We start from the raw sequence: 26,660 nt of genomic DNA on the forward strand, positions 1-26,660 counted from the left end.
TTATTTCCCTCTTTTCAGCCTTTAATGGGTGACTTGTGGGCAGGTCTATTTAAAATGAAGCCCGAGTTGCTGGAGGAAGTTCCTGAAGGGCTAGAAATGAATCATCAGCTTATGGAACGGGTGATGTCAGACGAAGGCTATCAGGAGTTTCGTGAATTTACTCGTCTGGATGATCTGGCCGCTGCACTTGGCACAACAAAGTACAGCGAGACTGTTCTTGGCTGGGTGAAGGAACAAGTGCAAAGGGATCAGAACTTAGCTGATGCACTTCAAAACTACATGAATGGAAAGGCAGGAGCCTCACAGGAAGCGTCAGAGGCGTTATCCTCAGCCTTGAATCAAAATGGCAATGAACTATCTAAGATGTTAGCCAAAGCTGCACAAGAAGCAACAGAAGCCAAGGAGAATGTGAAATCTCTTTTGGGAGGTATGCAGGCAGGAAGCGGTGAGAGTGAGCTGAAAAAGGTTCCGTTGAAAGATCAACTGATTCTGGCCGAAAGGTTGAGTCATGATAAGAAGATGAAGGACATTGCAAAGTGGGCAGGTCGGATGAAGGTGATCGCTAATCAAAAACAGCGTTCCAAACACAAAGATGCTATTAACCGTAATGGGATAAAGCAAGGAAACTCTATAGAACAACTGCTCCCGATGGAACTTGGCACTTATGCTAGCCCAATAACCAAAATGGATTTCTTACGGCGATATGTGGAAGGCCAAACGCTTCAGTACGATACAAAGGGGCCTGAACAGCTTGGTAAGGGGCCAATCATCCTGTGCCTAGATCAATCCGGAAGCATGAGTGGACAAGATACCATTTCCAAAGGATTTGCCCTTGCCTTGATGAGTATTGCCCGTAAGCAAAGAAGAGACTTTGCATGGATTCCATTTTCTTCGCATGCTGCTGCCCCATTAATCTATGAGCGTGGAACAATTGTCGTTCAGGATATGATTCAGCTTGCCACTATTTTTTTAGGTGGAGGAACAAGCTTTGAACCTCCACTTAGGGCAGCAAGTCAAGTCATCGAACAGAGCCGCTTTAATCAGGCAGATATTGTTTTTGTGACAGACGGCGAATCTCATGTGAGCGAGCGTTTCCTACAGTCGTGGAATGAGTTGAAGAGTAAAAAGGGATTTTCAGTCTTGTCTCTGCTACTTGGCAGGGAGTCTATACAAGGGGTGGAAGGCTTTTCAGATCGAATTGTAAGAGCATCTACTTTTGAAGATGAGTCGGTGTATCAGGCGTTTGAAATATGAGAGAGAGCAGGGCAGATCATTTCTGTCCTGTTCTTTATTTTTAGGAGGGCTACTTATTATGAAAAGATCGAGTATTCAACGTACTACAAAAAGCCTTTTGAATATGCGTGATCGCATCCGCTTCGATCTTCCGTTTCCGCGCAATAGCGTTTGGAAGAATGATCGCCGTTCGTATCTGGTTGATTCAGTAATTCGGGATCGCTATATTCCAAACATTCTCGTTTGGGATAACGGAGACGGATATATCTGGGTCATTGATGGGCGACAACGCCTTGAATCTCTTTTCTTCTTTGCTGACGGTGACTACAAGCTCAGTAAGGGAACAGCTGATTTCAATGGAGAAATCATTGCTGGGAAGAAATTTGAAGAACTATCATCTGATACGCAGTTTGAGTTTCTCACATACAACTTCACGGTAACAGAATTTCGAGAATGTACCTTTGAAGAAGTAGAAGAGATGTTTTATCGAGTGAATCAGTCGGTTCCGTTGACATCAACAGAGAAGACTAGAGTCAAAGTGAGTCCTGCTGTGCGCGAAGCTGTACAAGAGTTGGGACAGCATTTATTCTTCGAGAAAATTGCTTTTACCAAGGCAGATCGCAATCGGTATGTGGACGAACAGCTAATTTGGCAATTCATTGCTTCAACGACAAAACAGGATATTGATTTTGGGGGAGCCAGTCTAAACAAATTTATATCCGGTTTGGATGAGGTTCCAGCCCGTGTTATGGAACTTATTGAACAGAAAATTGACTATATGGACGCGGCATTCAGAAATTGGGATAAGGAAAAACGTAAAATGCTTAAAAAGGTTCACGTTGGGAGCTTATTTCAGGCAGTGGATTATGCTCTGGAACAAAACTGGACAGAAGATCAGTTTGGCGAATGGGCAGAATCATTTCTAATTGTTCGGTACTCTCCTGACAGCCCTTATGGTCAATTATGCCAAAAAGGGGCGACAAGTAAGCAATTTATTGCGAACCGAGTAAATTACATGGTCAAAGATATGAATCAATTTGTGTTGACCGAAAGTCACTCAGCGCAACTCACTTCGTCTATCGGACTGGACTGAGTTTCCGTGGTGGCTGAGAAGGTTGGTCAAGCAGAAACTACTTTATCCGCCAGAGAAGAAGACGATAAATTGAAGGGAGTTTATCATGAATCAGAGAGACTGGAATAAGGATATGGAACGAGCTAAGACAGAACCTATTGATGCTGCATTGATATATTGGCTTGAATTCGCAAGAGAAGAACAAGAGAAACGTGCAGAAGTGGAAATGATTAACTACGATTTAAGACAAGAATATCAGTTAGAAAAAGAACGGGCAGACAAATTGGAAGAACGAGAAGAGCAACTGATACATTATATAAATCACTCTATAAGAATTATAGATAACATTAAATTTCACTTAAACTTGTTACACTCTACTATTCCCCCTGCTAGAAAAGTGGATTGAGTTAATTGAAAACTTGGGCGTCGGAGTTTAATCTTCGACGTCCGTTAATTTATCTTGCTATCGACGAGGCCACTGAAAAACTTGCATTTTTCTTTTCGATGAAAAAAAGCAAAGAAAAAGAGCATCTACTCCCAATTTTTAAGGGAGTAGATGCTTTTCTTTTTGGGTCAATTATCGTCGGAATTTATCTAAGCAGTCTCTTCGAAGGCTGTTTTTCACCTTTAATTAACTCCACAATACTCATGATGGTTCTCCATCATGGGTATTGTGGTATAGAAAAATGAGTTGGAATCAACACCACAATATACATGAAAGGAGTGCGTGAACAAGGCCATGCTTGCGATGGAAAGAATTGATCTGGAAGCCTTGGAGAAGGCGAGGAGTGGACTTTATGACGGACAATGATGTGGAACTTGCGGTCTCCGCACATTAGAAAGGAAGTGAAAGGAAAATGAGACCGTTTAAATCATCCGTTCTGTTGGCGGCGTTAGTTCTTTTTTTCGGATGGACCTGGACACAACTGTTTGGGAATGTCGGCATATTGGTTCAGGCCGCCGATGACGGTGCATTCGCGCCGTTAAGCAGTGATTTTGCCGGCGGCTCAGGCACGGAAGAAGCCCCGTATATTATCGAAACCGCTGAACAGCTGAACAAAGTGAGAGATTATCTGGATGCCCATTTCAAATTGGGAGCCGATATTAATCTTTCAACTTACAGTTCCGGAGAAGGATGGTTGCCAATCGCAACGGAATACTCTTCTCCTTTTACCGGAACATTTGATGGCAACGGCTATCAAATTACAGGTTTAAAGATCAACCGTGAAGATGAGAACTACCAATCTTTGTTTGGAGTAACGTCAGAAACGGCTGTCATCCGGAATGTCCATCTCGAGGTCGTGGAGATCAAGGGGTATGATTACATCGGCGGGTTAGTAGGGTATAGCTACGGGATAATTGAAAACAGTACGGTAACGGGAACCCTTATTCGAGGAGAAATGAAGGTTGGCGGGTTAGCCGGTATTGTTAGAAATGACGTGATCGGGTCATCCGCCCATATCGAAGTTGTCGGAGAGCGTGAAGTCGGGGGTCTGGCAGGTCTATTTAGGGGTTCGACTGGTAAAAAGATTACGATTCGCGATTCATTTGCAACTGGTGACGTTGCGGGCATAAATAATCTTGTAGGTGGTTTAGTTGGCATAATTTCATCGGGAAATATAGGAAGTGTCAATGAAATCACGAATTCATATGCGACTGGGGAGGTTAATGGAGACCAGCTTGTAGGTGGATTTGTTGGTAAAGCTGAAGCCCTTCCATCTGGTGTGGTCAGAATTAAGAACTCCTATGCGACAGGGAATGTCAACGGTAAGCAATACGTGGGTGGTTTGATCGGATTTAATGTTACAAATGGTTACGATTCGCCAATAAGTTCAGTGATAGAAGTTGAGCATTGTTACGCGACAGGCAAGGTAACAGGTCATTCTGAGACTGGCGGGCTGGTCGGGGCGAATAATGAATATGAAGAAAGAGGAAATATCATTGAGGTCGCCGGCAGCTACTGGTTGACCGATAGCTATACGGATGGTGAACTCCCTGACAATGGAATCGGAATACCTGTGGAAGAGGCGGATCTCCGCGATCCGGAAACATTTAAGGATTGGGATCTCACAGAGGGCTGGTACCAGTACGACGGACATCGGCCATTTCTCCAATGGCAAAACCCGCTCATCTCCTGGGCTGCGTCCATTGCAAACGATCAGTTGAACCTTGACGACAAGACCCACATTACCGTGAATACGGAACATCAAAACGGGGATCGCTACAATGCGACAACAACCGCCAGGTATAGCGTTGATCCGGATGACCCCGAAATTGTGCGTGTTGATCCTAACGGGGAGGTCAGCACCGTCAAAGGCGGCAAAGCGACGATCACCGTCTCCTTATTCGACAAGTCCGAGACTCTCGACATCGTCGTGGACAGCGGAAATCCGGAACCGCCGACGATCACCCTTCATCCCGACGGCTGGACCAATGCTGCCAAAGTGGAAGTGGCGATCGACCACAGCGCCGCTAACCCAAGGCAGACAGATGTTCACACGATTCGTGTGAAAGTCGGTGACAAGGAGTGGGAGGATCGTGCATTTAACGGTACACCTATCCGCTTAGAGGTGACGGAAGAAGGGCAAACGAAGATCCAGGCGCAAGCGATGGATGACATCGGCAATAAGAGTACGATCGTTGAGCGGACCGTGAAGATCAGCAGAAGCGGCCTGAAGCTGGATGTGGATTTGTATTTTACCGATAATGACACATTACCGCTCTTACGTTCAATTAACCCTGAATTTATGGAAAGTCAAAAACTATCCAGAAGCCGTTCATTATGCCCAAGAGAGCCTTAACTTCGCGCCGGATCACCCTGAAGTTCTGGCCTATAGCTATTCTTTAGTCGCCCAAGCTTATGAGAAAGTGAACGACTACCCAGCAGCGCTGCACGCTATGAACCAGGCCCTTCATCACAGCCATCAATCCGATTATACATATGCAAAAGCAAGATATTATGCGCTATTACAAGATGTGGCTTCAGCCATGTCCGAATTGAAAAAGGCCATCGAACTCAATCCGATGTATTTTGCCATTTCCTTGATGGACAGCGCCTTTCATCCGTACCACCAAGAGCGTGAGAAGCTGCTGACCTCACTCAAAACCGCATTAGAATCGAAACTCAATCAAGCGATCTCCCAAATGGAAGCCGTTCAATTTCACAGATATACTCACTCCAAGTGGTCGGAGGGGGAATTGGAATACAACGGTTTTGATAATTCCATCATCGATTATAGGTACAAGCATTTGCATCCGGACTTTAAGCAATATCGTTTTGTTTATGTTGGCGGAGTTGAAGGGAAGCGTATCCCTTATTCGTATAATCGTCTCGTAGGGGAATTCCATGAACACTACACCCAATTATATGAACTCTATATGAAAAAGCTCCCCGTGATTAAGCAATTCAAAAGCTTAAACACCTATGTGGACTTTACTACATCCTATAAGGAATTTACTCTTTTCCAAACCGAATTCAATCGTTTGGTCGTAGGGTTAACCGCTTTGGTGAATCGATTTAAAGAAAAATCGGCAACCACGCAACAGATCTTTAAAGAGAATCTGGACTTAGCTTTGGAAATCTCTGCGGCAATGAAAAAAAGACTGAAACAAGAGAAGGGGAAAAAGGTATTTAATCTATTGGGGGTAGTAGGCGCGATCTTGCTCCCTATGAAAATCCAGCATGATCATATGGCGGAGAGCTGTTTGGAAAAGCTATACCAACGGGTGAAAAAGGTGACGGCGGAAGCGCGACGAAATGTTGAACTTGAAGGAAAGCACACTTTAGCGATCCAACGTTTTGCGGAGGAAGTACTGATTCAGAAGCCGCTCCCGAATATTTTATAGAAACCAATTTCATATAACCTGTAAATCATCGCAATAAGTTCACAACATTTTATTGTTAAGATGGGTTCAGCCCTTCGGTAAGGAGGAGCATGAGTTATTCTAAAGGAGCTGAACCATCATGAAGAACGTGAATATACCTTTTGTCCTTGCCCTAGCCTCGTTGGCGCTGGTTCGACCTTTAATGAGTATGTTGGGTTTACTTGAAGCTATCGGGCAACCTTTTGGGAGCATTTCGGTTACTGTATTTATTTCGATCCTATGGATTGGGATCGTCGTTCTGTCCCGTGTTGCACACCCTGTCAAAACGCTTCTGTATACAGGAATCACCTACGGAGTCTATGCCATATTGCTTAGTGCGATTCTCTCTCCCATTCTGGAAGGGCAGCTTCAAGGGCCAATCACCAATCCGTTTGCGATCGTGAGTGTACTCTTAACAAATGCATTGTGGGGGCTCGTCGCTGGAGGGATTGCAACCTTGCTGCAACAAGCTTTAAGGGTAAAATAAGCACAGTTAAGAGGGGCCGCAAGCCCCTCTTTTTCGCTAGTCTAGGGAACCCATCTTCTGGGCAATTAATTTCGTCATGGCATGTTTGTGGGGAATCCCTGAGGAATGGCAGTCGAATACAACTTCTGAGCTGTCTTTGATCAGCCAATTGTGGTAGTGGGAGAGCAGTTCACCCGAGTACCACTTGTAGGCGTTGGGCTCTTTCTCAGGGGGCGGGGCGATAAACGGTTTATGGACAAACACGTTCAAGACGTGCAGGCCGTTTTCGTTCGTAAATTGCTTATAGTTTTCAAAGATATGTCCGGCATTGTCTGGGCATTTTCCCATTTGGATATGGCTTGAAAAGAAACCCCGAGGATTTGCGCCAGTTCTTCTTGCGTCAGCCTCTTTTCTTTGCGGTAGATACTTATGTTTCTCGCCAATTGTTCCTTCATGCTTGTATTCACGCTCCTTCATGTATCCCCATTGTAGGGGGCGCGCCTTGGAATGAACAATAACTTCCTATTTGAATTTTTCACAGATTCAACTACCAGTTGAGAAGAAATAAGTATAGTTAACGTTGCGTTTTTATGAATCGTTTTTTATCAGTTATTTAGTCCTTAAGTACTATTGGAATTATTTGTATCCTTTTGTATGATCGAAATGTAATATATTTCTTTTATTAATTAATATATGTAAAAATAGAATATAAAGCGGTTACAAGTTTGTGGCTCATATCCGGAGTGAGTCGCAAATTATAATACTAGGAGGTATCCAAATGATTCGTAGAAAGGTGTCTATTAAAGCTGCTTCACTTCTAGTTGCTTTAGCCGTATTCCTATCTACATTTCTCGCAGTTCTTCCAGCGAGTGCAGCCTCCAGAGGAGCATGGGCTCCTAATACTTCCTATGCCGTCAACGATACTGTAACTTATAACGGAAGTACTTATACTTGTATTCAAGCGCATACTTCCCTTGTTGGTTGGGAACCGCCAGTTGTTCCTGCTCTATGGTCGTTAAGCAGCGGCGGCGGTGGCGGCGGAGGAACTACACCATCCGATCCACCAACTAACCCGCCTACTACAGTAACTAAGCCAGCGGAGGTTCCAAGCCGCATCTGGACCTATGTCATGAATGCAGACAATGCCTATGGTAAAGGCGGGGATTTTGCCTTATTGCTCAGTGCCGTCATCAAGAAGGAAAGCTACTTTGGGGATGGATTGTCGGGCAGCCCTTCAGCCGGTGACGGATTGATGCAGGTTGAACCTAACACGCGGAATGCGTATTTGTCTCAATTTAGTGCAAAATATGGGCATGCCTATAATCACAGCAGTGAACAGGATCAGGTATATATGGGCGCACTGATTTTGAATGAGAAGATTGTTAGATTCGGTAACATCTATAACGGCTTATTACACTATAACGGCGGAGATAACTGGTATCCGGGAGCTACAGATTCTTATGGCCGATCAATTCTGGCCGATCAATACGCAAATGCGGTAGCCGCCGGGTGCGGGAGAGATCTGGAGATCACGGGGACAAAATGGACTATAAGGCCGGACAGGAGCTTAGCTCTTGTCCGGACTTATTTTCTTTTTATAAACTTCCCGTTGACGATCGAACGACAAAATCGCAAGCCAGATTGATCTTCTCACGAGGTCTGCCCGGCTCTCGGACGCGGTCCAGCAGGGCGGCAACCGCGCGTTCGCCCAAGGATTCCTTATCCACATTCACGGTGGTAAGCGGCACGGAAGTACGCTGGCTCTCCTCGATATTGTCGAAGCCGGTAACAGATATTGCGGCGGGGACGTTCATTCCCTTTTCCTGGAGCACGGCAAGGGCCGCGATCGCAATCTCGTCGTTGGCGCATACCCAGGCGGTCGGAATCGGCTCGCTGCGTTCGGAATATTCCCTGATCTTCTCGTGCAGCAGCAGGATGTTTGCGTCCCGGTCCGTACTGGACAACGCAAGCTGATGGCTTGATGGATGAATATCGAGGCCGTTCTCCTCCAGCGCCTTGCGGAAGCCGATCCATCGATCGGTAAAGCTTCGTGAATAGCGTGTTTCTCCCAGGAACCAGAAGGAACGGTGGCCCAGCGCCCACAGATATCCGGTAATCATGGCAGTGCTGTCAATGTTGGAGGCGAAGACGGTGTCGGAAGGAACGAGGGGATCCTCGTGATCTGTCAGAACAAAGGGAAGCCCAAGCCGCTTGATTTCCAGCAGCATCGACGTGGAAACCTCCCCGACGCCGATGACGCCAAGCAGGCTATCCGGCTTCAGCAGCCGCTCGAACCCTTCCGGGGTTTGCTCCGTCAGGATAAGCATGCCGAGCCCAAGGCGAGAGAGAGCCTGGCCGATCCCTTGCACAATCATACTCCAGAAAGTGGAGTCCATGGTCTGCAGCCTGATATTAGGCATCAACACAGCAACGGTCTGCTTCTCATGTCCACGAAGTTCTTGTCCTGATGTACTGGATTTACTATGCTCCTCATGATTTTTGACGGTCCGTTGCTGCTTGAAATATCCTAGCCGAGTGGCAGTATCGATGATTTTTTCACGGGTTTGGGGGGATACCCCCTCTTTGCCAGCTAAAGCTTTTGAAACTGCATATTTGGAAAGTCCAAGCGCATCTGCTATTTGCTGCATGGTTACTTTTTTCATCTTCATAAACCCTTTCTTATTCCGCAGGTATCGATGTATATACTATCGAATTGCCGTTAGGTTTACAAGATATTTTGTTAGCGAAACAAGTTGACCTTGTTATTTTGTTAGTTTACAATCGTATTAGTTAGCTAACAAAATAGAGGTGATACGAATTGAAACCGTTACAGTTAAAACAGGAAATGAATGAAGAATTGCATGATATTCTTAATTTTTGGTTAAAGCATGCTATTGATGCAGAGCATGGAGGGTTTGTCGGGCAAATTAACAGTGATATGACAGTGTCTCCGGAAGCGCCGAAGGGCTTGGTGCTAAACGCCCGTATTCTCTGGACCTTTGCACGTGCCTATCGTCATGAGCCAAAGCCCGAGTATTTGAACATGGCGGAGCGGGCATTGCAGTATCTTGAAACTTACTTCCGGGATCCGGAATATCCGGGATATTTCTGGATGGTCGATTATAAGGGACATCCGTTCCAGACCAAAAAACAGATTTACGGGTTGGCATTCTACCTTTATGCTCTGGCTGAATTTATCCTTGCTACGGGACGCAACGATCTTCTCCCTCTTGCTGAAGAAGTATTCGAGGTGGTAGAGAAGGGATTCGATCCGGTTCACGGCGGATATGTTGAAGCTTATGCAAGAGACTGGACTGAAGCCGGAGATTTGCGTCTCAGCACGTTGGACCAGAACGACAGAAAATCAATGAATACCCACCTTCATGTCCTGGAGGCGTACACGAATTATTACCGGATTGTTAAAACCCCTAAGCTCAAAGAACAATTTGGCAGATTGATCAAGGATATGCTGGATCGGATCGTCGATGTAGAGAAAGGACACTTCCACTTATTTTTTGATGAAGACTGGAGCCTGAAGTCCCACCACATTTCCTACGGACATGATATTGAGGGTAGTTGGCTGCTGATGGAAGCGGCGGAGGTATACGGAGATCCTGAGTTGCTGGAACGTACCCGACACATCGCGCTGCGGATGGCTGATGCCGTGTTGGCAGAAGGGATGGACAGTGATGGAGCGATAATGTGGGAAGGTGATGTCAATGGCGTCTTCGACACCGATAAGCATTGGTGGGGGCAGGCCGAAGCGATCGTAGGCTTTGTGAATGCTTGGCAGATGACCGGAGAAGAACGGTATATGAAGGCGGCTACAGAATGCTGGGAATTCACTCGTAAGCATATTGTCGATCCGGTTCATGGCGAGTGGTACTGGAAGACAGACCGGGCGGGTAATCACGATCTCAACGATCCGAAGGTTAATGAGTGGAAATGTCCATACCATAACGGACGGGCCTGCTTTGAGATAATAGAGCGCCTGTAGAGGTTGCATTTAATTTAAAGGGATAAACTGTTAATTACATTAAATTATTGAAGGAAGGCTGTGTATAACCTATGACTACATTGTTTGAACAACGCAAGCAGCAGATTGAGGAGCGCTATGAGGCTCTGATTTCCCGCAAAAATGAAGCTTTATTCTCAGAGAATGGTATCTATGAGCGATATGCGCATCCCGTATTGACTCATGCTCATGCCCCGCTGGTATGGCGTTATGATTTCAATCCGGAGACGAATCCTTACTTTATGGAACGGATCGGCGTAAATGCGGCTTTTAACCCGGGTGCAATCGAGCTTAACGGAAAATTCTATCTGGTTGCGCGAATGGAGGGTGTGGACCGCAAATCATTCTTTGCTGTTGCAGAGAGTGATAGCGGAGTTGACGGCTTCCGGCTGTGGGATCATCCAGTAGTGATGCCGGAGACAGAAGATGCAGATACGAATGTATATGATATGCGTCTGACCAAACATGAAGACGGCTGGATTTACGGTGTGTTTTGCACAGAGAGAAAGGATCCTGATGCGGCTCCAGGCGATCTGTCGAGTGCGGTGGCACAGGCCGGCATTGCCCGGACAAAGGATTTGAAAACCTGGGAACGGCTCCCGGATCTCAAGACTGGATCAGCCCAGCAACGCAATGTCGTGCTGCATCCGGAGTTTGTGGATGGAAAATATGCCTTTTACACCCGTCCGCAGGATGGCTTCATTGATGCAGGCTCTGGCGGAGGAATCGGATGGGGATTGTCTGAGAGCATGAATCCAGCGGTAATTGAGAGTGAATCAATTATTGACAGCCGTTATTATCATACGATTAAAGAAGTGAAAAATGGTCAGGGGCCCGCTCCGATCAAAACCGAAAAGGGCTGGCTGCACATCGCACACGGCGTTCGGAATACAGCCGCAGGTCTGCGCTATGTGATTTATGCTTTCCTTACTGATCTGCAGGATCCTTCCAAGCTGCTCCATGCACCGGCGGGACATTTGATTGCACCTGAAGGTGAAGAACGAATTGGTGATGTCTCGAACGTTGTATTTATAAATGGACTGATTGCAAGAGAAAATGGAGATGTGTACCTGTATTATGCTTCCTCTGACACCCGTTGTCATGTGGCTACAACGACGGTAGACCGTTTGCTGGACTATGTGCTCAACACACCGGAGGATCCACTGCGTTCCTATGCCTGCGTGCAGCAACGAATTGAACTGGTAGACCGTAATCTGAAGTATCTTGGACGTTAGGCCGGGAGAAGTTTCGGCTCAATAGTAAAGTTAAGATGTGATAAAAAGACTGTTCCGTAGGGAAATAACCTTGGAATAGTCTTTTTTTATGAAAAAATAATCGTAAAGTTCTTAAAAGGTGAAATTAATTGAAATGGGGGGGGAGTGTAATATTCCTGGTATTTAAGAGAATTTCGTGGATGTAACCCTTCCTGGACGGTATAATTCTGTATTTTCTTAAACAAAATTTAATTTTGTTGACTTACATTGAAATCAACAATATAATTTTGTTGAATTAAAGTTTATCCGTCATCCTCAATCCTTGGTTTAGTCTTGAAGCAGGATTCATACTTTTATTGTAAGCGGTAACAGAGGTTGGGGAGCCTTGAACGGGGAAAGGGAGAGTTAGATGAGAAAAAAGGCAATGCGAAGGGGCACGGTCTTGTCGCTGGTGCTGGCGTTAATGCTGGGTCTGGTTCAGCCTGTGTTGGGCACAAATAAAGTCCAGGCCGATCCGCTGCCGGATCCGCAGAACCTCGTAGAGAACGGAGGGTTCGAGCTGGGGGACTTCACGCATTGGAATACCAGCGGAAGCACCAAGTTTAGTGTAACGGATGAGGTATATCATTCCGGCAGCTACGGGATGAAGATTACGAGCTCCAATCAGGATTACGCTGGATTGAAGAACACGGTTACTGTGGATCCGAATACGGATTATACGTTTTCTTTTTATGCTAAGGGAGATGGCGGGTCGTTTTATAAAGTGCTAAATAGCGATGAAACCACGATTCAAGAGGGGATGACCTCCAACTCCACAGACTGGACCCATTATACGATTGACTTCAACAGCGGCAGCAACAGCGCAGTTATCGTGTATGTGTCTGATATCAAGGGGGAGGCTTATTTCGATGATTTCTTCATTGAAGCTCCGCGGCCCGCAGAAGTGCCGTCGGCTGCTAATGTAGAAGTTAATGGTGACTTCTATGTGACCGGGGTGCTGACAGGAACCTATGATTATTCCCATCCATCCGGCATTTCAGAAGGATATACAGTTCTGAAGTGGTATCAATCTTCGGAAGAGGACGGGGAATATCAGCCGATTCCAGGAGCGACAGGGAGGAGCTATGTTCTAAAGGATGCCGAAGCAGGAAAGTACATCAAGCTTCAAGTTACTCCAATCGACAGCACCGGTATTGCCGGCGAAGCGGTATGGAGTGAAGCGGCCGGTCCGGTTGCTGATCCGGACAAGGCGGATGCGCTTAAGGTTCAGATCCTGCTTGCGAAAGAACTGCGTGACCGTTCTGAACAAGGAGATGAAGTCGGAAAATATCCCGCGGATGCCTGGAATGAGTATGCTGATGCAATCGCTGATGCGGAGGCTGTAGCTGCTGACCTGGCTTCAGATGAAGCGGAACTCGCAGCCGCCTTAAGTACGCTGAAGCTGGCAATGGATGCTTTTGACAGATCTCGTCATACTATTCCGTCCGCTTTTGACAACTTTATCAGCGTATCCGGAGATAAGCTCATGGATGGAAATGAAGAATTCCGATTCATTTCTTACAATTACCCGGGCGCCTTGTTTAACGAAGATGAGCAGGGGGGCATTGTGCCAACGGTCTTTGAGCAGGAGGATGCGATCCGTACGATTCAGCAAACCGGCGGCAGAGTATTCCGGACGTATTCGCTCACGGTAAGAGATGTGAAGGATGCTCCGAATGCCCTTCGTCATATTGACGGGCCTGCGACGATCAATGAAGAGGCTTTCCGCAGTATGGACAAATTACTGCAGCTGGCCAACGAATATGGCGTACGCGTTATTATTCCGTTTATTGATAACTGGGATTGGCCGCCAGGTGGAATTACAGATTTTGCAGCATTCCGCGGCAAGCAGCGGATGGATTTCTACAGTGATCCACAATTGATCGAAGATTTTGAGTCCGTCATGGAACAGGTATTGAATCACATTAATGTGTATACGGGCGTGAGATATAAAGATGACCCTGCGATTCTGGCCTGGGAGACCGGCAATGAGCTGATGACGGCTCCGGAATGGATGAGCCGGATCGCTGCGCACTACCAAGAGATCAATCCGAATCAACTGTTGATCTCTGGCAACCAGATGGATTTGCCGCACAACTATACGAATATTACAGAAGCGGCTCTGAACGATCCGAACATCGATATCGTGAAGAGTCACTATTACAGCGGCAATTATGCTGCAAGGGTGAAGGAGGACAAAGCTCGGTCAGTTGGCAAAAAGCCATTCCTGGTAGGTGAATTCGGCTTTAAGAAGGCAAAGGAAACAGAGGCTATGCTGGATGCAGTCATTGAGAACGGTGTATCCGGTGCCTTGATTTGGAGCTTGCGGCCGCATAGTGCCCAGGGCGGTTACATCCAACATGATGAGATGGTCGTAGACGATATCCTATATCGGCCATATCATTGGCCTGGCGTCCCGTCCGGGGATTATTACGAGGCATCTACTGTAATCCAGATTATGCGGGAGAAGGCTTACGAGATCCAGGGGTTGCCTACTCCGTCAATGCCTGCACCGGAGCCTGCACCGGAACTCTTTTCGACGAATTCCGTAACAGAGCTTCGCTGGAAAGGCGCGACGGGTGCGCGCTCTTATACGATTGAACGATCCACGAATCCAAATGGCCCTTGGGAGCAAATTGCAAAGGGAGTTCTGGATGATGTTGCACCGGGTGAAGTGATGTACAGCGACCTCACCGCCGAGACCGGGACGGATTATTACTACCGGGTAAAAGGTGTGAATGAAGGCGGGGAGAGTGTTTGGTCTGAGGCCATGGGACCTGTCGCAGCGAAATACGTGCTTGTCGACAACCTGTATGACAACTCCAAGCAATACTACTATGACGATGCTTCAGTCGTGTATAGAACACCAAGCAGATTGGTTTCCTTTAGCGTTAAGGCTGACATCGCTCAGGGAGCAGCAGGAGAGTTCAAGTTCTCCGCTTCAGAGGATGGCATTAACTTTGAAGAGCTGATGGTGCAGCGTACGGGGAATATGTACACCTGGACCTATAGCCATGGACAGCCTCACTATAGTCTCCTGAAGATTGAGTACCCGAACGGTAGCAAAGCCTCCGGTACTGTCCGTTCGGTTGAACTCGAGTATTTCGGAGATGGAAGCCTGCTCAAGCCGGTTCAACCACTGGTGGAGGATGGCGTGTTGAGTGACGACATGAACGATTACTCGTTTATTTTCTCGAAGGAAGGCGAACTGGAATTTGATCAGTCCACTCCGGAATATACGGGTGGGGATGCATCCAGATTGGCACCGGCGCAGATCGGAAGCAGTGCCAGCGTTATCTATCGCAGCTTGGGGGATATGCACTCATTCAAGATTGAGACTTACTCCCGAAATGCAGAAGAAGATGTTTTTAGTATCTATGGTTCGGTAAATGGCGAAGATTACGTACTTCTTGATGCTGAAAAGGATGCTCTGGGCGGCAACTGGATGAAGACAAATTATAGCCTTCAGGATATGCCTGCAGGAATCCGCTATCTGAAGATTGCTTATCCGCCGACGACGGACTTGGGCTTCCCGCAGATCAGTAAAGTTCAGATCGGTGTGGGAGCAGGTCGTATCTCCTTCCCGGAACCCTTCCCGGCTAATGTGATCGAAGATGGAGAACGTTATGGCGGAGAAGAGCTTCTTCTTGACAGAGCTTACGAAATCGAGGCTGGGCAAGGGGCGTTGAACCTGGGGCTTACCCGGACAGAGAAGGCTAATGGTGATTTTGCGCTGAAGCTGGACTATGATCTCGGAACGGCTTCACAGGTAGGCTTTAATAAAACGCTTCAGCCTGCTACACGCAGTGCATATGACACGCTTCAATTCTGGATCAAGCCTGATGGCAGCGAACGCCGGATCAAGCTGGTGCTCGAGCGTGAAGATGGGGCGAAGTTGGAAAAAGAAGTGAATGTCTCAGGTACAGAGCCAGTCTATGTGAATCTGCCGCTCGGCAACTTCACCGAACAGGCAATTAACTGGTTCGGCTTCTATATACAGTCCGGGAATGCGCCGGATACCGGCCTATTGTATCTGGATGATGTGAAGTTCATCCAGACTCGAGTTATCGATGATTTTGAGTCCTATGCAGATGAACTACAATTTGCGCAGCACTATAGCACCAAGAACCCGACCAATAATCTTCAAGTTACTCGTAGTGATGATGTGAAGGCTGAAGGGGCCTACTCCATGAAAATCGATTACGACTTTGGAAGTGACGGATATGGAGGCGTAATTACCTCTCTGCCGAATGTGGACTGGTCTGATTATGATGCTGTGAAGCTCTGGGTACAGCCTGACGCTTCAGACTTGAAGCTGGGTATTCAATTGCGCGAAGGCTCACTCGAATATATGGAAGCCAATGTCGAGGTGAAGGGGGGCAGCGGACCGCAGTGGATTGAAATTCCATTCTCTGCATTCGATTATCCGTCATGGTATGGCGGTTCAGGTACTTTGGATCCTCGTCATATCGTGGAATTCAATATTTACTTGAACCAGGTTTCTGCTCAGACAGGCACGTTATATGTGGATGAGATACATCTTGTGAGCAACTCGGACCCAGGAACAGATCCAGGTACCGATCCGGGCACGGACCCAGGAACGGACCCAGGAACGGACCCAGGAACGGACCCAGGTACAGATCCGGGCACTGACCCAGGAACGGACCCAGGTACTGACCCAGGAACAGATCCGGGCACTGACCCAGGAACGGACCCAGGTACTGACCCAGGAACAGATCCAGGTACTGACCCAGGCACCAACCCAGGTACTAACCCGGGTACTGGAACGGGCGGGTCAGGAACAACTACGCCGACGCCGACTACACCGTCCCCTTCCCAGCCAGCTCCAACAGGAGCGACGGGAATCACTTCGGGAGCGATCAACCTGGGGCTTACAGATGCTGAAAAGCTGAATCTCAGCGTAAAACCGGAAGATATCATCAAGGCGATGAATGGTTTCACGGGACGCGTATTTACGCTCGCCGCCGCTATCTCCGACAAGACGGATGAGCTTACGTTGAAGCTTCCGCTTCAGCAGCTAGCTCCATCTGTTGAAGACATCAAGCTTAATCTCGGCGTGGCCAGCATCACATTGAACAAGGGATTGTGGGCAGTGAATTCAGGAGAAGTCTCTTCTGAGTTAAGTGTAACAATGAACCGGATCAACAATTCGGATCTGCCAATTGGCTTGCAGACGGCAGGCTCCGCTTTTGAATTTGGTCTTGAGCTTGATGGCAAGTCTGTAGAGGCATTCCCGAACAAGGCATTGGCGGTTGCGATTCCATACCAGCTGCAGCCGGGTGAGCAAGGCAGCCAGGTTGTTGTGTACCGTGTAAACGAACAAGGAATCTATGAAGTGATTAAAACGGCTCGCTATGATGCAGAAACCGGACATGTTCAATTTATAGCCAAGGAGCCGGGGATTGTAGCCGTTGCGGTAGTAAAGGTTTCTTTCGAGGATACTTCGCGGTTGAGCTGGGCAACCGATGCCATCCAGTCGCTGGCGGCTAAAGGAATTGTCCAAGGCGATGGAGCAGGACAGTTTAGCCCTCAAAAGAGCATTACACGTGCTGAATTTGTCAAAATGCTGGCAGGTGCACTAGATCTTCCGGAAACGACGGACAACACCGCAACCTTCAAGGACGTAGCAGAAGATGCCTGGTATGCCGAAGCTGTGGCGCGTGCTGCGCTCGCAGGCATTGTCCAAGGAAGAGCAGACGGTTCCTTCGGAGCCAATGAGACGATTTCAAGACAAGAGATGGCAGTCATGCTCGCTCGTGCTGTACAAGCGGCGGGTGTATCCTTGACGGCTTCGGAATCCGTTCCTTTTGCCGACCAGGAAGACATCAGCGGGTTCGCGCAGGCTGCTGCCCTTGAGATGCAACAGGCCGGGCTGATTCAGGGCATTGCAGGCAAATTCGAACCTGAACAGGCCGTGAGCCGGGCACAGGGTGCGACAGTAGTGCACCGATTGCTGGAATTAATGTACTAGTGAAGTGTTGAGACGGCAGGAGTGATCTTGCCGTCTCTCCTTTATTTGGCGGAGGCTTATTGATGGAGGTTCCGGAAGGCCAGCGGCGTTATCCCGAATTCTTTTTTGAACAAATGATAGTAATGGCTCAAGTTATTGAAGCCCGCCGAGAGTGCAATGTCGGTAATATTGAGACGGGTTGTCACTAACATATGCTTGGCGTAATCCAGTCGGAGACGGTTAATATATTCGACTGGCGTAGTATGAAGCAAGGAGCGGAATACCCGGTTGATGTGTCCAGGGCTGCGTTCCGACAGTTCATACATTCGCTGGACACCTTCTGAGAAGTTTTCTTTTCTCTGCATTTGTAGCAGCAGAGACTCTAGCCATAAAGGGTAAGCTTTCGTATCGGTTTGTTGATATTTCCAGAAGTATTGTATCAACAGTTCTACCAGCACCGCCCTCAGCAAGCCGGCAACTTGAAGCTGATCCTGAACGAGATTGATTCGCTCCAATCGGTCGGTTAACCGTTCTTTTTCGCCGGTACTAAGCAGCGTCACTGGCGGCAGGACAGAGGACAATAAATTTTCAGGTGTGATGGAACTGCCAAGGAAGGCAAATACCTCATGGATGACTTCCCTGGTGTAACACAGGTTAATGAACTCGCAATCATGCTCTTGGAGCTTTTCATAGCAGTGAATATCCTGAGGTCGAATGAAGACCAGCGTGCCTTCAGTAATAGGAACCGCTTCGCCATTAACGATGTGCAGAGCCTGTCCCTGGGTTACCAGAAAAAGCTCATAAAAATCATGGCAATGAATCGGTGAGGCATACTCGAGTGAAGGAACGGTAAAAAAGTGAGACTCTGTATCGATTCCGATATGGGATGCAGCGGTATATTTATACACTTCCATATTGGTCATTCCTTTTCTGTTATAAGTAATGTTAAAATAACACATTAATTATGTGACTACAAGACAAGTAAATCAAAATAATATTTGCTACCTTATTAGTATAACGCGTTAGAATTGCACAATCAGAATAAGGAGTGAATCGCAGCGTGAAAACCTTAGATTTAGGTGGAAGTTGGAGAATGCGGCGGCTGGATGAAGCGGAATGGATACCTTCGGTCGTGCCGGGCTCCGTCTATAATGATCTGCTAAACGCTGGAAAAATGGAGGATCCGTTCTATCGGGAGAATGACCGGAAGGCGCTTCTATTATCCCAATATGACTACGAATACGAGAAGCGTTTTTGTATAGATGAGGACTTTCTGAACGAAGATCGAATTCTCCTTCGATGCGAAGGTCTCGATACGCTGGCGGAAATTAGAATTAATGGACATGAAATCGCCAGAACAGACAATATGCACCGTACTTATGAGTTTGATTTGAAGCATCTCCTAAGCGAGGGAGATAATGTGCTGGTTATTATTTTTCGTTCGCCACTCAAATACATTCAAGAGAAACATGATGACAACCCGCTTTGGTCGGTGAATGGCAGCCTGGGTTTTGCTTACCTCCGCAAAGCTCACTATATGTTCGGCTGGGATTGGGGGCCTGTTCTTCCTGATGCGGGGATATGGCGGCCGATTCAACTAATTGCTCTTTCCCATCCCCGGATAGATGAAGTTTATGTGGTACAGGATCACCTCGAGGAGGATCGAGTCAACCTGAATATCAGGGTTGGGCTGGAGCGTAAGCCAGATCGCCCGATCACAGCTGTGCTAGAACTGTTTTATCCCAACGGAGGGATATTGTCCGCTCATCAATTTCAGTTGGTGGAAGCTTCAGGGAATATCCATATTACGATCAACGAGCCACAGCTCTGGTGGCCTAATGGCTACGGGGATCAGCCGCTCTATCAGCTTGAGGTCAGGATAGCCGAGGATTCGCTGTCGATTGATAAGAAGAGTCTTCGGATCGGGCTGCGCACGATTACGGTAAATCAACAAGAGGACCCATGGGGAAGATCCTTCGCCTTCTGCGTGAACGGATTGGAGATATTTGCAATGGGCGGGAATTATGTGCCTGAGGATAATCTCATTTCAAGAGGATCAAGAGAGAAGACAGAGAGGATAATCAGGGACTGTGTCAGAGCCAATTACAATAGCATCCGGGTATGGGGAGGCGGTTATTACCCGGAGGATTATTTTTACGATTTGTGTGATGAGTATGGGCTATTAGTGTGGCAGGACCATCTGTTTGCCTGTGCTGTCTATGATTTTACAGAGGACTTCAGAGTTAACGTCATTGAGGAAGTTACACAGAATATGAAGCGTATTCGTCACCATGCCAGTCTTGGGCTCTGGTGCGGAAATAATGAGATAGAATGGGCCTGGGTCGATTGGGATATTGGCCAGTCTCCGAAGTTGAAATCGGACTATATAAAGCAGTTTGAGTATGTACTTCCGGAAATTGCTAAAAAAGTCGATCCACAGACCTTCTACTGGCTAGCTTCGCCGTCTTCCTTCGGGGGTTTTGATCAGCCGAATAGCCAGGATTACGGAGACATGCACGATTGGAGCATTTGGCACGGTAGGAAGCCATTCACGGATTTTCGTAGCCGCTTCCCGCGGTTCATGTCGGAATTCGGTTTGCAAGCCTTCCCGTCCTATAAAACGGTTAAGACGTTTACGCTCCCTGAAGACAGAAATGTGTTCTCAGCGGTGATGGAAAATCACCAAAAGCATGAGGATGGATTGTCTCCTATGTTGCACTATTTAGCTCAGTATTTCAAAATGCCCAAGGACTTCCAGTCTTTCCTGTACGTATCGCAGCTCATGCAAGCTGAAGGTGTACGGTACGGTGTAGAGCACTGGAGGCGAAACCGGGGAAGATGCATGGGGGCCATTTATTGGCAGTTGAACGATGCATGGCCCGTAGCTTCCTGGTCAAGTCTGGACTATTTTGGCAGATGGAAGGCATTGCACTATGCGGCAAAACGCTTTTATGCTCCGTTGCTGATCTCGGCCCATGAGGACGGAAATAAGGTAAGCCTGCATATCACCAATGAAATGAGGAAGGATGTCGCAGGGACGATTACTTGGAGACTGTGTGATCTTACCTCTGCGGTTGTATGCTCCGGTGAGACTGAAGTTATCGTTACGAGCTTGTCTACAGCACTATGCGAGAACATTGATCTGAGCCCATGGCTGGACAACGAGGATGAGGTGAGATCCCATTACCTGGAGTATTCCTTGACAGTAGACGGAGAATCGGCTGGATGCGGGATCACGGTATTTGCCCCGCCCAAGCACGTTCAACTTGATCCAGCACAATTGTCCGTTAGCATCACAGAGCATGAGCAATTCTTTGAATTCCAGATAAGCTCTTCGACCTTTGCTATGTTTGTAGAGCTGGATTTGGAAATAGATGATGTTGTTTTCAGCGATAATTATTTCCACTTAGCTGCTAATCAACCGAAAAAGATTACAGTTAGCAAGGAGGGAATGCTCAGGTCATTAACTATTCAGGAGATGAAAGAGCAGCTCGTATTGCGAAGCTTGTCTGATAGTTATATATAAACTTAATCATTCAGGAGGACTATCTATGAAACCACAATTCCGTTATTTGAACCACCCCGTATTAACCCCTGTTCCAGGATGTGATTGGGCAGATAAAATGGTGCTGAACCCTGCTATCGTAAAGGATCCGGCATCGAGTACGATTCATATGCTGTTTCGTGCTACGGGACCTTGGCCGCAAAAGCGCAGAGAAGGCTGCCACGATCCTTATCCTATTTTTCTGGGGTATGCTCGAAGTGATGATCAGGGGGAAACCTGGGATGCTGATTTCTCGAGACCGGCGCTGGCTCCGGAGTTGGGATATGAAGAGCATGAACTGTACATTACAGATATTCATGGGCGTAAAGTGCGCAATTATGCTAACGGCTGTATTGAAGACCCGCGGATCTTTGAGGTGGAGAATCAACTGTATGTTACGGTAGCCTGCCGTCCGTTCCCTCCCGGCCCTTATTGGCTTAGCGACCAGGACCCGCCGATAGAGACGCGTTATGAATATATTCCGGACTGGGTGTTCGAAGAAGGACGGGAGGAAGATCTCTTCGTACAAACAGCCCGTGCTAATGATACCGTGACCGTCTTGTATAAGTTGAACCTGGATGAGCTGAAGCAGGGAGCATATGAAAAGGCTTTTCAATATATCGGTCCTTTGACAGAGGGTCATGTTAGCGATAATCGGGATGTATTTCTGTTCCCGAACAAGATGATGATTGATGGCAAAGAACAATATCTGATGCTTCACAGACCGATGAATGTCCTGCCGTTTGATGAGGGCGAGAAGGTGAAGAAGCCTTCGATCTACCTGGCTGCGGCGTCTTCCATTGAAGACTTTGCAAGCGAGCGTGCAGCCCATAGACTGCTGGCTTCCCCGCGGTTCGATTGGGAGGAGAATCGTATTGGAGCGAGCTGGCCTCCGCTAAAATTAGTGAATGGCGAATGGCTTGTGTCCTATCACGGGAAGAAAGATGCCGAATTTGGATATACCCAATCCTTCATGATCGTGAAGGAACAAGAAGATGATTTTCCTATCGTTATTCATCGCTGTCCGACAAGACTGATGTATGCGGAAAGAGAATGGGAAATGCCCACGGACTATCCAACCCCTTGTCTGTTCACGACGGGCGGCATTGTTATGGGTGAGGATCTCATCATGTCTTATGGCGCGGCGGACCAAAAGGTAGGGGTCGCTTGGGTTAACCTCGATGAACTAGTATCCTATATTCGTACATTTGATGCCGAAGGTAATCAGATTTAAGGTTTGAGATGACGCCCAGTACCAGGGAACAGCTGAGTAGCTCCCAGGGACCTGGGCTTTTTTGCAAAATGCAACACGATCGTTGTTTTATGCTAAAGATTATTGTTCTGTGTACTATCGGAGTGATGAGGATGTGCTGATATCCCTAACTAGCTGTAATGTGACTATAAATATAAGCAATTAAGATGACATTTATTGTTGTTCTGTTATCTATTTAGAAGTCATGAATGCCCTTAAAATGAAGTTGTTGACATAGTTAATGGTGCACTAATTTACAACAAGGGGGCAAAAAGGATTGCAAGCGGCTACAAAACAAGAGCACGATGCTCGAATTTATAGGAAGCTCAAAAAGGGTAAGCTTTACGAACTGTCCAAGCAATGGGAACTGCAGGTCATGCTGCTTCCGGCAATCATTCTTATTTTCATTTTCAGCTATTTACCGATGTATGGGATTATCATGGCTTTTCAGGATTACAACATTTTTGTGGGGATATGGGAGAGTCCCTGGGCAGGCTTGAAGCATTTTAGAATGTTTTTTGATTCCCCTGAGTTCACTAACGTAATTCGTAATACAATTCTCATCAGCTTAATGAAGCTATGTATTGGATTTCCAGCACCAATTCTGCTTGCTTTATTCTTGAATGAAGTAGGAAATATGTGGTTCAAGCGGTTGACCCAGACGATTAGTTATCTGCCGCACTTTATGTCTTGGGTTATCATCTCGGGCTTCGTAGCTTCCATCCTGTCTGTGGACAGTGGAAGCCTCAATATTTTGCTACAGAAAATAGGGCTGATTGAAGAACCGATCAATTTCCTATCTAGTGCAAAATACTTCTGGGTGATTCTGACCAGCGCGAATGTCTGGAAAGAAATCGGATTTTCAAGCATTGTCTATCTGGCTGCGATTGCATCTATAGATCCTCAAATCTACGAAGCTGCTGCAGTGGATGGAGCTACCAGATTCAAGAGGATGATTATCATCACCATTCCTAGCATCATGCCCATTGTTATGGTATTTCTCGTACTGGCAATCGGGAATTTACTCAGCGCAGGCTTTGATGATATTCTGCTCCTCGGTTCTAGCCCGCTGGTGCAGGATGTTGCTCAGGTTCTCGACACGTACGTGTACAAATACGGGATTTTAAGTTCCCGCTTGTCCTACGCGACGGCCGTGGGTCTCCTGAAATCAGTCATCAGTGTAGGTTTATTGTTCGGGGCCAATAAAATGGCGCGAAAATATGGCGGAGGCCTATGGTAATCGTAAGGAGGGTATCACATTGAAGCTAGCCAGAAGCGACAAGTGGTTTGTCGGATCCATTTATATTTTTCTTGTCCTACTGTTATTCGTCACATTTTATCCTTTCTGGAATGCACTGGTAATATCTCTGAATAGCGGATCGGACACGGCTAGAGGCGGAATTACGTTCTGGCCGAGAGATTTCACCTTTGAAAATTACCTCTTCGTCATGAAGAACGATGCGCTGCTCCAGGGGTTTATGATCTCCGTCCTGCGCGTGATTGCAGGGACAATTCTGGCTCTTATCTTCACCGGATTGTTCGCGTATGCCATGTCAAAGAAACACCTGATCGGTCGTAGGGCGGTCATGGTTTACTGTATTATTACTATGGTGTTCAGCGGTGGACTCATCCCCTCGTTTATTATTAACCGTAATCTAGGATTGATGGATAATTTTTGGGTTATGGTCATTCCGTCCATAATCAGCGTATGGAATATGATCGTCTTTCGCACCTTCTTTGAAGAAATTCCTCCAGAAATGGAGGAGTCGGCAAAACTGGATGGCTGCGGTTACTTCGGTTCTTTCTTCAGAGTCATATTGCCGCTAAGCAAGCCGGTGTTCGCGACCTTGGGTCTTTTCACGGCAGTGTACCACTGGAATGATTGGTTTACAGCATCTATTTACATTAATACACAGAGCCTAAAGCCGATTCAGACTATTCTGCAGCAGGTCCTAAGCTCGACGGTGATGATGGAGACCATGGTAAATTCAAATGCCTCGGCACAGGAGTTCTTACAGCGTACTCGATCCGTTACGAATAAGTCCATTACCATGACTACGATGATTGTAGCCACCTTGCCAATTGTTTGTGTCTATCCGTTCCTGCAGAAATACTTTGTCAAAGGAGTCATGATTGGAGCTGTTAAAGGCTAAATACCCCACAACCTCAATCCGGTTTCAAAGCACATCTTTAGTATATAATCATTCCATGGGAGGGTTACTCTTGAAAAAATCTAGCAAGTGGATTTCAGTACTGGCATTATCTATCGTAGTGGCGCTTATAGGCTCTGCATGTGCTAGCAACAACGGAAATAATACGTCGGCCAGTAAGACGAATGAATCTGGCAGCACGAACACTGGTTCAAAGACGTTTACTCTGGGGCAGGATGAACTAACGTATACCTTTTACGGGAATTACGACTGGTTTACGCCGCCTGGAGAATGGGGGAAAGATAGAACCAGCAAGTGGATTCTAGACAATAAAAAAGTGACTATGAATGTCGTGACATCTGACGGAGCCGCAGCACAAAAATTAAATACGATGATTGCATCGAGTAGCTTACCGGATGTGATCTGGACGGACAAATTCGGGACGGATTACGAACGTTTACGGGCAGCCGATCAACTGGTTCCTTTGGATGATTATCTGGACAAGTATCCTAACCTGAAAAGATTAATTGGTGAAGAAACGCTGAATATGCTGCGGGCACCGGACGGTAAAATATATCAAATTCCGAACTGGTATTCCAATAAGCCGTTGGGAAATGCAGGCTGGATGATTAACAACAAAATATATAAAGAGCTTGGCTCTCCAACTCTGGAGACTTTTGATGATCTTTATAATTATCTGAAGCTAGTTAAGGAAAATTATCCGGATGTAACTCCATTAGACCTGAACAAGGGGGCAGAGGGAAACATCTTCATGTACTCTGGTTTTGCCGAGGGTCGGCTACCTACGTATGTTGAACAGCGCGCCTATATCGAAGACAACACTTTTAAATCTATTTATAAAGATCCAGTATACATTGAGACAGTGAAGTACATCAATAAACTGGTTAATGAAAAGCTGATCTCCCAAGACTTGCTTACCCAAAAGGAAGACCAGATAAAAGAGAAATTGAATACGGGAAGAATTGCAGTGCTAGTCGCATATGACGTTACAGAGCCTTCGAACAGTGCTGAGTTAGAATGGAAAAAAACTGACCCCGAGGCGGATTATGAAGTGATCTGGCCTATCCATAAGGCAGGGTTAGATAAGACCAAGATTATTAACAATCCATATAGCACCCTGGGCTGGAACGCTTCACTTATTACTCGGAATGCCAAAGATCCTGAAGCCATTTTTGCCTTCTATGATTGGATGGCTGGAGAAGAGGGACAGAACGTACTTTGCTTCGGGCCTCCGGGATGGCTGTGGGACGAAGTGGATGAAGAAAACTCGCCGATCCCGAACGAGAACTGGGCTGCAACTTCGGATCAGGAAAAGACCGATGCTAAGCTGTTTGATTGGAACTATGTAGGGAACACTTCTCATGTTGATGGCTCCAAGGCAAAAATTGAAATGACACTGCCGAAAGAAAAGCAGAATCAGACCGCCGTTGCCCAGATGAATGTGACCTGGAAGACAACACAAGATACGACAGAGCTTAATGGGATTACACCTCCTTCTGATTCCACCGAAGGCATCATCGCACAACGTGTTGGCGATATTTATAATGAAACCTTCGGCAAGATTCTATTTGCTTCCAGTGAGGCAGAGATCGACAAGCTGCTGGAATCTGGTTATGAGCAATCTATGAAGGTCGGGCATCAGAAGCTGATGGATTACTTACAGAAGAACTGGGAAGAAAACAAGAAAAAGCTTGGGAAGTAGCTGCAAGAATAGAGAGGTCCCGCTCTTGCCGGGGCCTTTCTTTTTCATACCTGACCTCAAAAATGGGATGCTATAATGACAAGAACCGTAGCAAACAGAGCTGACTGAGGTGACAAA

18 protein-coding genes are annotated in these 26,660 nt (G+C 46.8%); 15 read left to right on the forward strand and 3 right to left on the reverse strand.

Going from position 1 to position 26,660, the window contains the following annotated elements:
* The 6 genes from POTG_RS23995 to POTG_RS15175 form a co-directional block, all read left to right on the forward strand.
* The coding region (locus POTG_RS23995; RefSeq protein WP_036645714.1) for a VWA domain-containing protein at nt 1-1,254 on the forward strand (1,254 nt) is incomplete at its 5' end.
* Nucleotides 1,255-1,312: 58 nt separating this feature from the next.
* On the forward strand, nt 1,313-2,326 hold the full coding sequence (locus POTG_RS15150) for a DUF262 domain-containing protein (protein WP_009225710.1): 1,014 nt from the start codon (nt 1,313-1,315) through the stop codon (nt 2,324-2,326).
* Nucleotides 2,327-2,411: 85 nt separating this feature from the next.
* A complete protein-coding gene (locus POTG_RS15155) occupies nt 2,412-2,711 on the forward strand; it encodes a hypothetical protein (protein ID WP_009225711.1) in 300 nt (99 codons plus the stop codon).
* A 451-nt stretch (nt 2,712-3,162) separates the two neighbouring features.
* Nucleotides 3,163-5,106 (forward strand): GLUG motif-containing protein, encoded by a 1,944-nt coding sequence (locus POTG_RS15165; RefSeq protein ID WP_009225712.1) that lies wholly within the window; start codon nt 3,163-3,165, stop codon nt 5,104-5,106.
* On the forward strand, nt 5,012-6,151 hold the full coding sequence (locus POTG_RS15170; RefSeq protein WP_009225713.1) for a tetratricopeptide repeat protein: 1,140 nt from the start codon (nt 5,012-5,014) through the stop codon (nt 6,149-6,151). Before POTG_RS15165 ends, POTG_RS15170 begins: the two co-directional genes overlap by 95 nt.
* Before the next feature lie 118 nt (nt 6,152-6,269).
* Nucleotides 6,270-6,656, forward strand: coding sequence for a hypothetical protein (locus POTG_RS15175; protein WP_009225714.1), 387 nt, complete (start codon nt 6,270-6,272; stop codon nt 6,654-6,656).
* Nucleotides 6,657-6,692: 36 nt separating this feature from the next.
* On the opposite strand, the gene POTG_RS15180 is transcribed toward POTG_RS15175, so the two are convergent.
* On the reverse strand, nt 6,693-7,112 hold the full coding sequence (locus tag POTG_RS15180) for a hypothetical protein (protein WP_009225715.1): 420 nt from the start codon (nt 7,110-7,112) through the stop codon (nt 6,693-6,695).
* 301 nt (nt 7,113-7,413) lie between these two features.
* Between POTG_RS15180 and POTG_RS15185 the strand changes: the two genes are divergently transcribed.
* Nucleotides 7,414-8,280, forward strand: coding sequence for a carbohydrate-binding protein (locus tag POTG_RS15185; RefSeq protein ID WP_009225716.1), 867 nt, complete (start codon nt 7,414-7,416; stop codon nt 8,278-8,280).
* Here the strand turns inward: POTG_RS15185 and POTG_RS15190 are convergent.
* Nucleotides 8,231-9,298, reverse strand: a complete 1,068-nt coding sequence (locus POTG_RS15190; protein ID WP_036645751.1) for a LacI family DNA-binding transcriptional regulator — start codon at nt 9,296-9,298, stop codon at nt 8,231-8,233. The genes POTG_RS15185 and POTG_RS15190 overlap by 50 nt on opposite strands.
* 155 nt (nt 9,299-9,453) lie before the next feature.
* Between POTG_RS15190 and POTG_RS15195 the strand changes: the two genes are divergently transcribed.
* From POTG_RS15195 to POTG_RS22785, 3 genes are all read left to right on the forward strand, one after another.
* On the forward strand, nt 9,454-10,632 hold the full coding sequence (locus tag POTG_RS15195; protein ID WP_009225718.1) for an AGE family epimerase/isomerase: 1,179 nt from the start codon (nt 9,454-9,456) through the stop codon (nt 10,630-10,632).
* A gap of 71 nt (nt 10,633-10,703) precedes the next feature.
* Nucleotides 10,704-11,885 (forward strand): glycoside hydrolase family 130 protein, encoded by a 1,182-nt coding sequence (locus POTG_RS15200; protein WP_009225719.1) that lies wholly within the window; start codon nt 10,704-10,706, stop codon nt 11,883-11,885.
* A gap of 388 nt (nt 11,886-12,273) precedes the next feature.
* On the forward strand, nt 12,274-17,895 hold the full coding sequence (locus tag POTG_RS22785) for an S-layer homology domain-containing protein (RefSeq protein WP_009225720.1): 5,622 nt from the start codon (nt 12,274-12,276) through the stop codon (nt 17,893-17,895).
* Nucleotides 17,896-17,951: 56 nt separating this feature from the next.
* Here the strand turns inward: POTG_RS22785 and POTG_RS15210 are convergent, their stop codons facing one another.
* Complete coding sequence (locus POTG_RS15210) at nt 17,952-18,788, reverse strand: helix-turn-helix domain-containing protein (RefSeq protein ID WP_036645722.1); 837 nt, start codon at nt 18,786-18,788, stop codon at nt 17,952-17,954.
* A 146-nt stretch (nt 18,789-18,934) separates the two neighbouring features.
* On the opposite strand from POTG_RS15210, the gene POTG_RS15215 reads away from it, so the two are divergent.
* The 5 genes from POTG_RS15215 (at nt 18,935) to POTG_RS15235 (ending at nt 26,543) form a co-directional block, all read left to right on the forward strand.
* Nucleotides 18,935-21,400, forward strand: coding sequence for a beta-mannosidase (locus tag POTG_RS15215; RefSeq protein ID WP_036645724.1), 2,466 nt, complete (start codon nt 18,935-18,937; stop codon nt 21,398-21,400).
* Nucleotides 21,401-21,425: 25 nt separating this feature from the next.
* Nucleotides 21,426-22,652 carry a hypothetical protein gene (locus POTG_RS15220; RefSeq protein WP_009225723.1) on the forward strand — a complete coding sequence of 409 codons (1,227 nt, stop codon included), beginning with the start codon at nt 21,426-21,428 and terminating at the stop codon, nt 22,650-22,652.
* 295 nt (nt 22,653-22,947) lie between these two features.
* On the forward strand, nt 22,948-23,910 hold the full coding sequence (locus tag POTG_RS15225) for an ABC transporter permease (RefSeq protein WP_009225724.1): 963 nt from the start codon (nt 22,948-22,950) through the stop codon (nt 23,908-23,910).
* Between the two features lie 19 nt (nt 23,911-23,929).
* The gene (locus POTG_RS15230; protein WP_009225725.1) at nt 23,930-24,823 is read left to right on the forward strand and encodes a carbohydrate ABC transporter permease; all 894 of its coding nucleotides are present in this window, start codon (nt 23,930-23,932) and stop codon (nt 24,821-24,823) included.
* A 70-nt stretch (nt 24,824-24,893) separates the two neighbouring features.
* Nucleotides 24,894-26,543 carry an extracellular solute-binding protein gene (locus POTG_RS15235; protein ID WP_157273467.1) on the forward strand — a complete coding sequence of 550 codons (1,650 nt, stop codon included), beginning with the start codon at nt 24,894-24,896 and terminating at the stop codon, nt 26,541-26,543.
* Nucleotides 26,544-26,660: the final 117 nt, after the last annotated feature.

Origin of the sequence: Paenibacillus sp. oral taxon 786 str. D14 (assembly GCF_000159955.1) — a bacterium.
GTDB lineage: Bacteria > Bacillota > Bacilli > Paenibacillales > Paenibacillaceae > Fontibacillus > Fontibacillus phoenicis.

Excerpts from the sequence above, each read along its gene's own strand:
- POTG_RS15190 (WP_036645751.1), bottom strand. The coding sequence starts at position 9,298 with ATGAAAAAAGTAACCATGCAGCAAATAGCAGATGCGCTTGGACTTTCC.
- POTG_RS15180 (WP_009225715.1), bottom strand. The coding sequence starts at position 7,112 with ATGAAGGAGCGTGAATACAAGCATGAAGGAACAATTGGCGAGAAACAT.
- POTG_RS15185 (WP_009225716.1), top strand. The coding sequence starts at position 7,414 with ATGATTCGTAGAAAGGTGTCTATTAAAGCTGCTTCACTTCTAGTTGCT.
- POTG_RS15200 (WP_009225719.1), top strand. The coding sequence starts at position 10,704 with ATGACTACATTGTTTGAACAACGCAAGCAGCAGATTGAGGAGCGCTAT.
- POTG_RS15170 (WP_009225713.1), top strand. The coding sequence starts at position 5,012 with ATGACACATTACCGCTCTTACGTTCAATTAACCCTGAATTTATGGAAA.
- POTG_RS15150 (WP_009225710.1), top strand. The coding sequence starts at position 1,313 with ATGAAAAGATCGAGTATTCAACGTACTACAAAAAGCCTTTTGAATATG.
- POTG_RS15175 (WP_009225714.1), top strand. The coding sequence starts at position 6,270 with ATGAAGAACGTGAATATACCTTTTGTCCTTGCCCTAGCCTCGTTGGCG.
- POTG_RS15155 (WP_009225711.1), top strand. The coding sequence starts at position 2,412 with ATGAATCAGAGAGACTGGAATAAGGATATGGAACGAGCTAAGACAGAA.
- POTG_RS15220 (WP_009225723.1), top strand. The coding sequence starts at position 21,426 with ATGAAACCACAATTCCGTTATTTGAACCACCCCGTATTAACCCCTGTT.
- POTG_RS15165 (WP_009225712.1), top strand. The coding sequence starts at position 3,163 with ATGAGACCGTTTAAATCATCCGTTCTGTTGGCGGCGTTAGTTCTTTTT.
- POTG_RS22785 (WP_009225720.1), top strand. The coding sequence starts at position 12,274 with ATGAGAAAAAAGGCAATGCGAAGGGGCACGGTCTTGTCGCTGGTGCTG.
- POTG_RS15210 (WP_036645722.1), bottom strand. The coding sequence starts at position 18,788 with ATGGAAGTGTATAAATATACCGCTGCATCCCATATCGGAATCGATACA.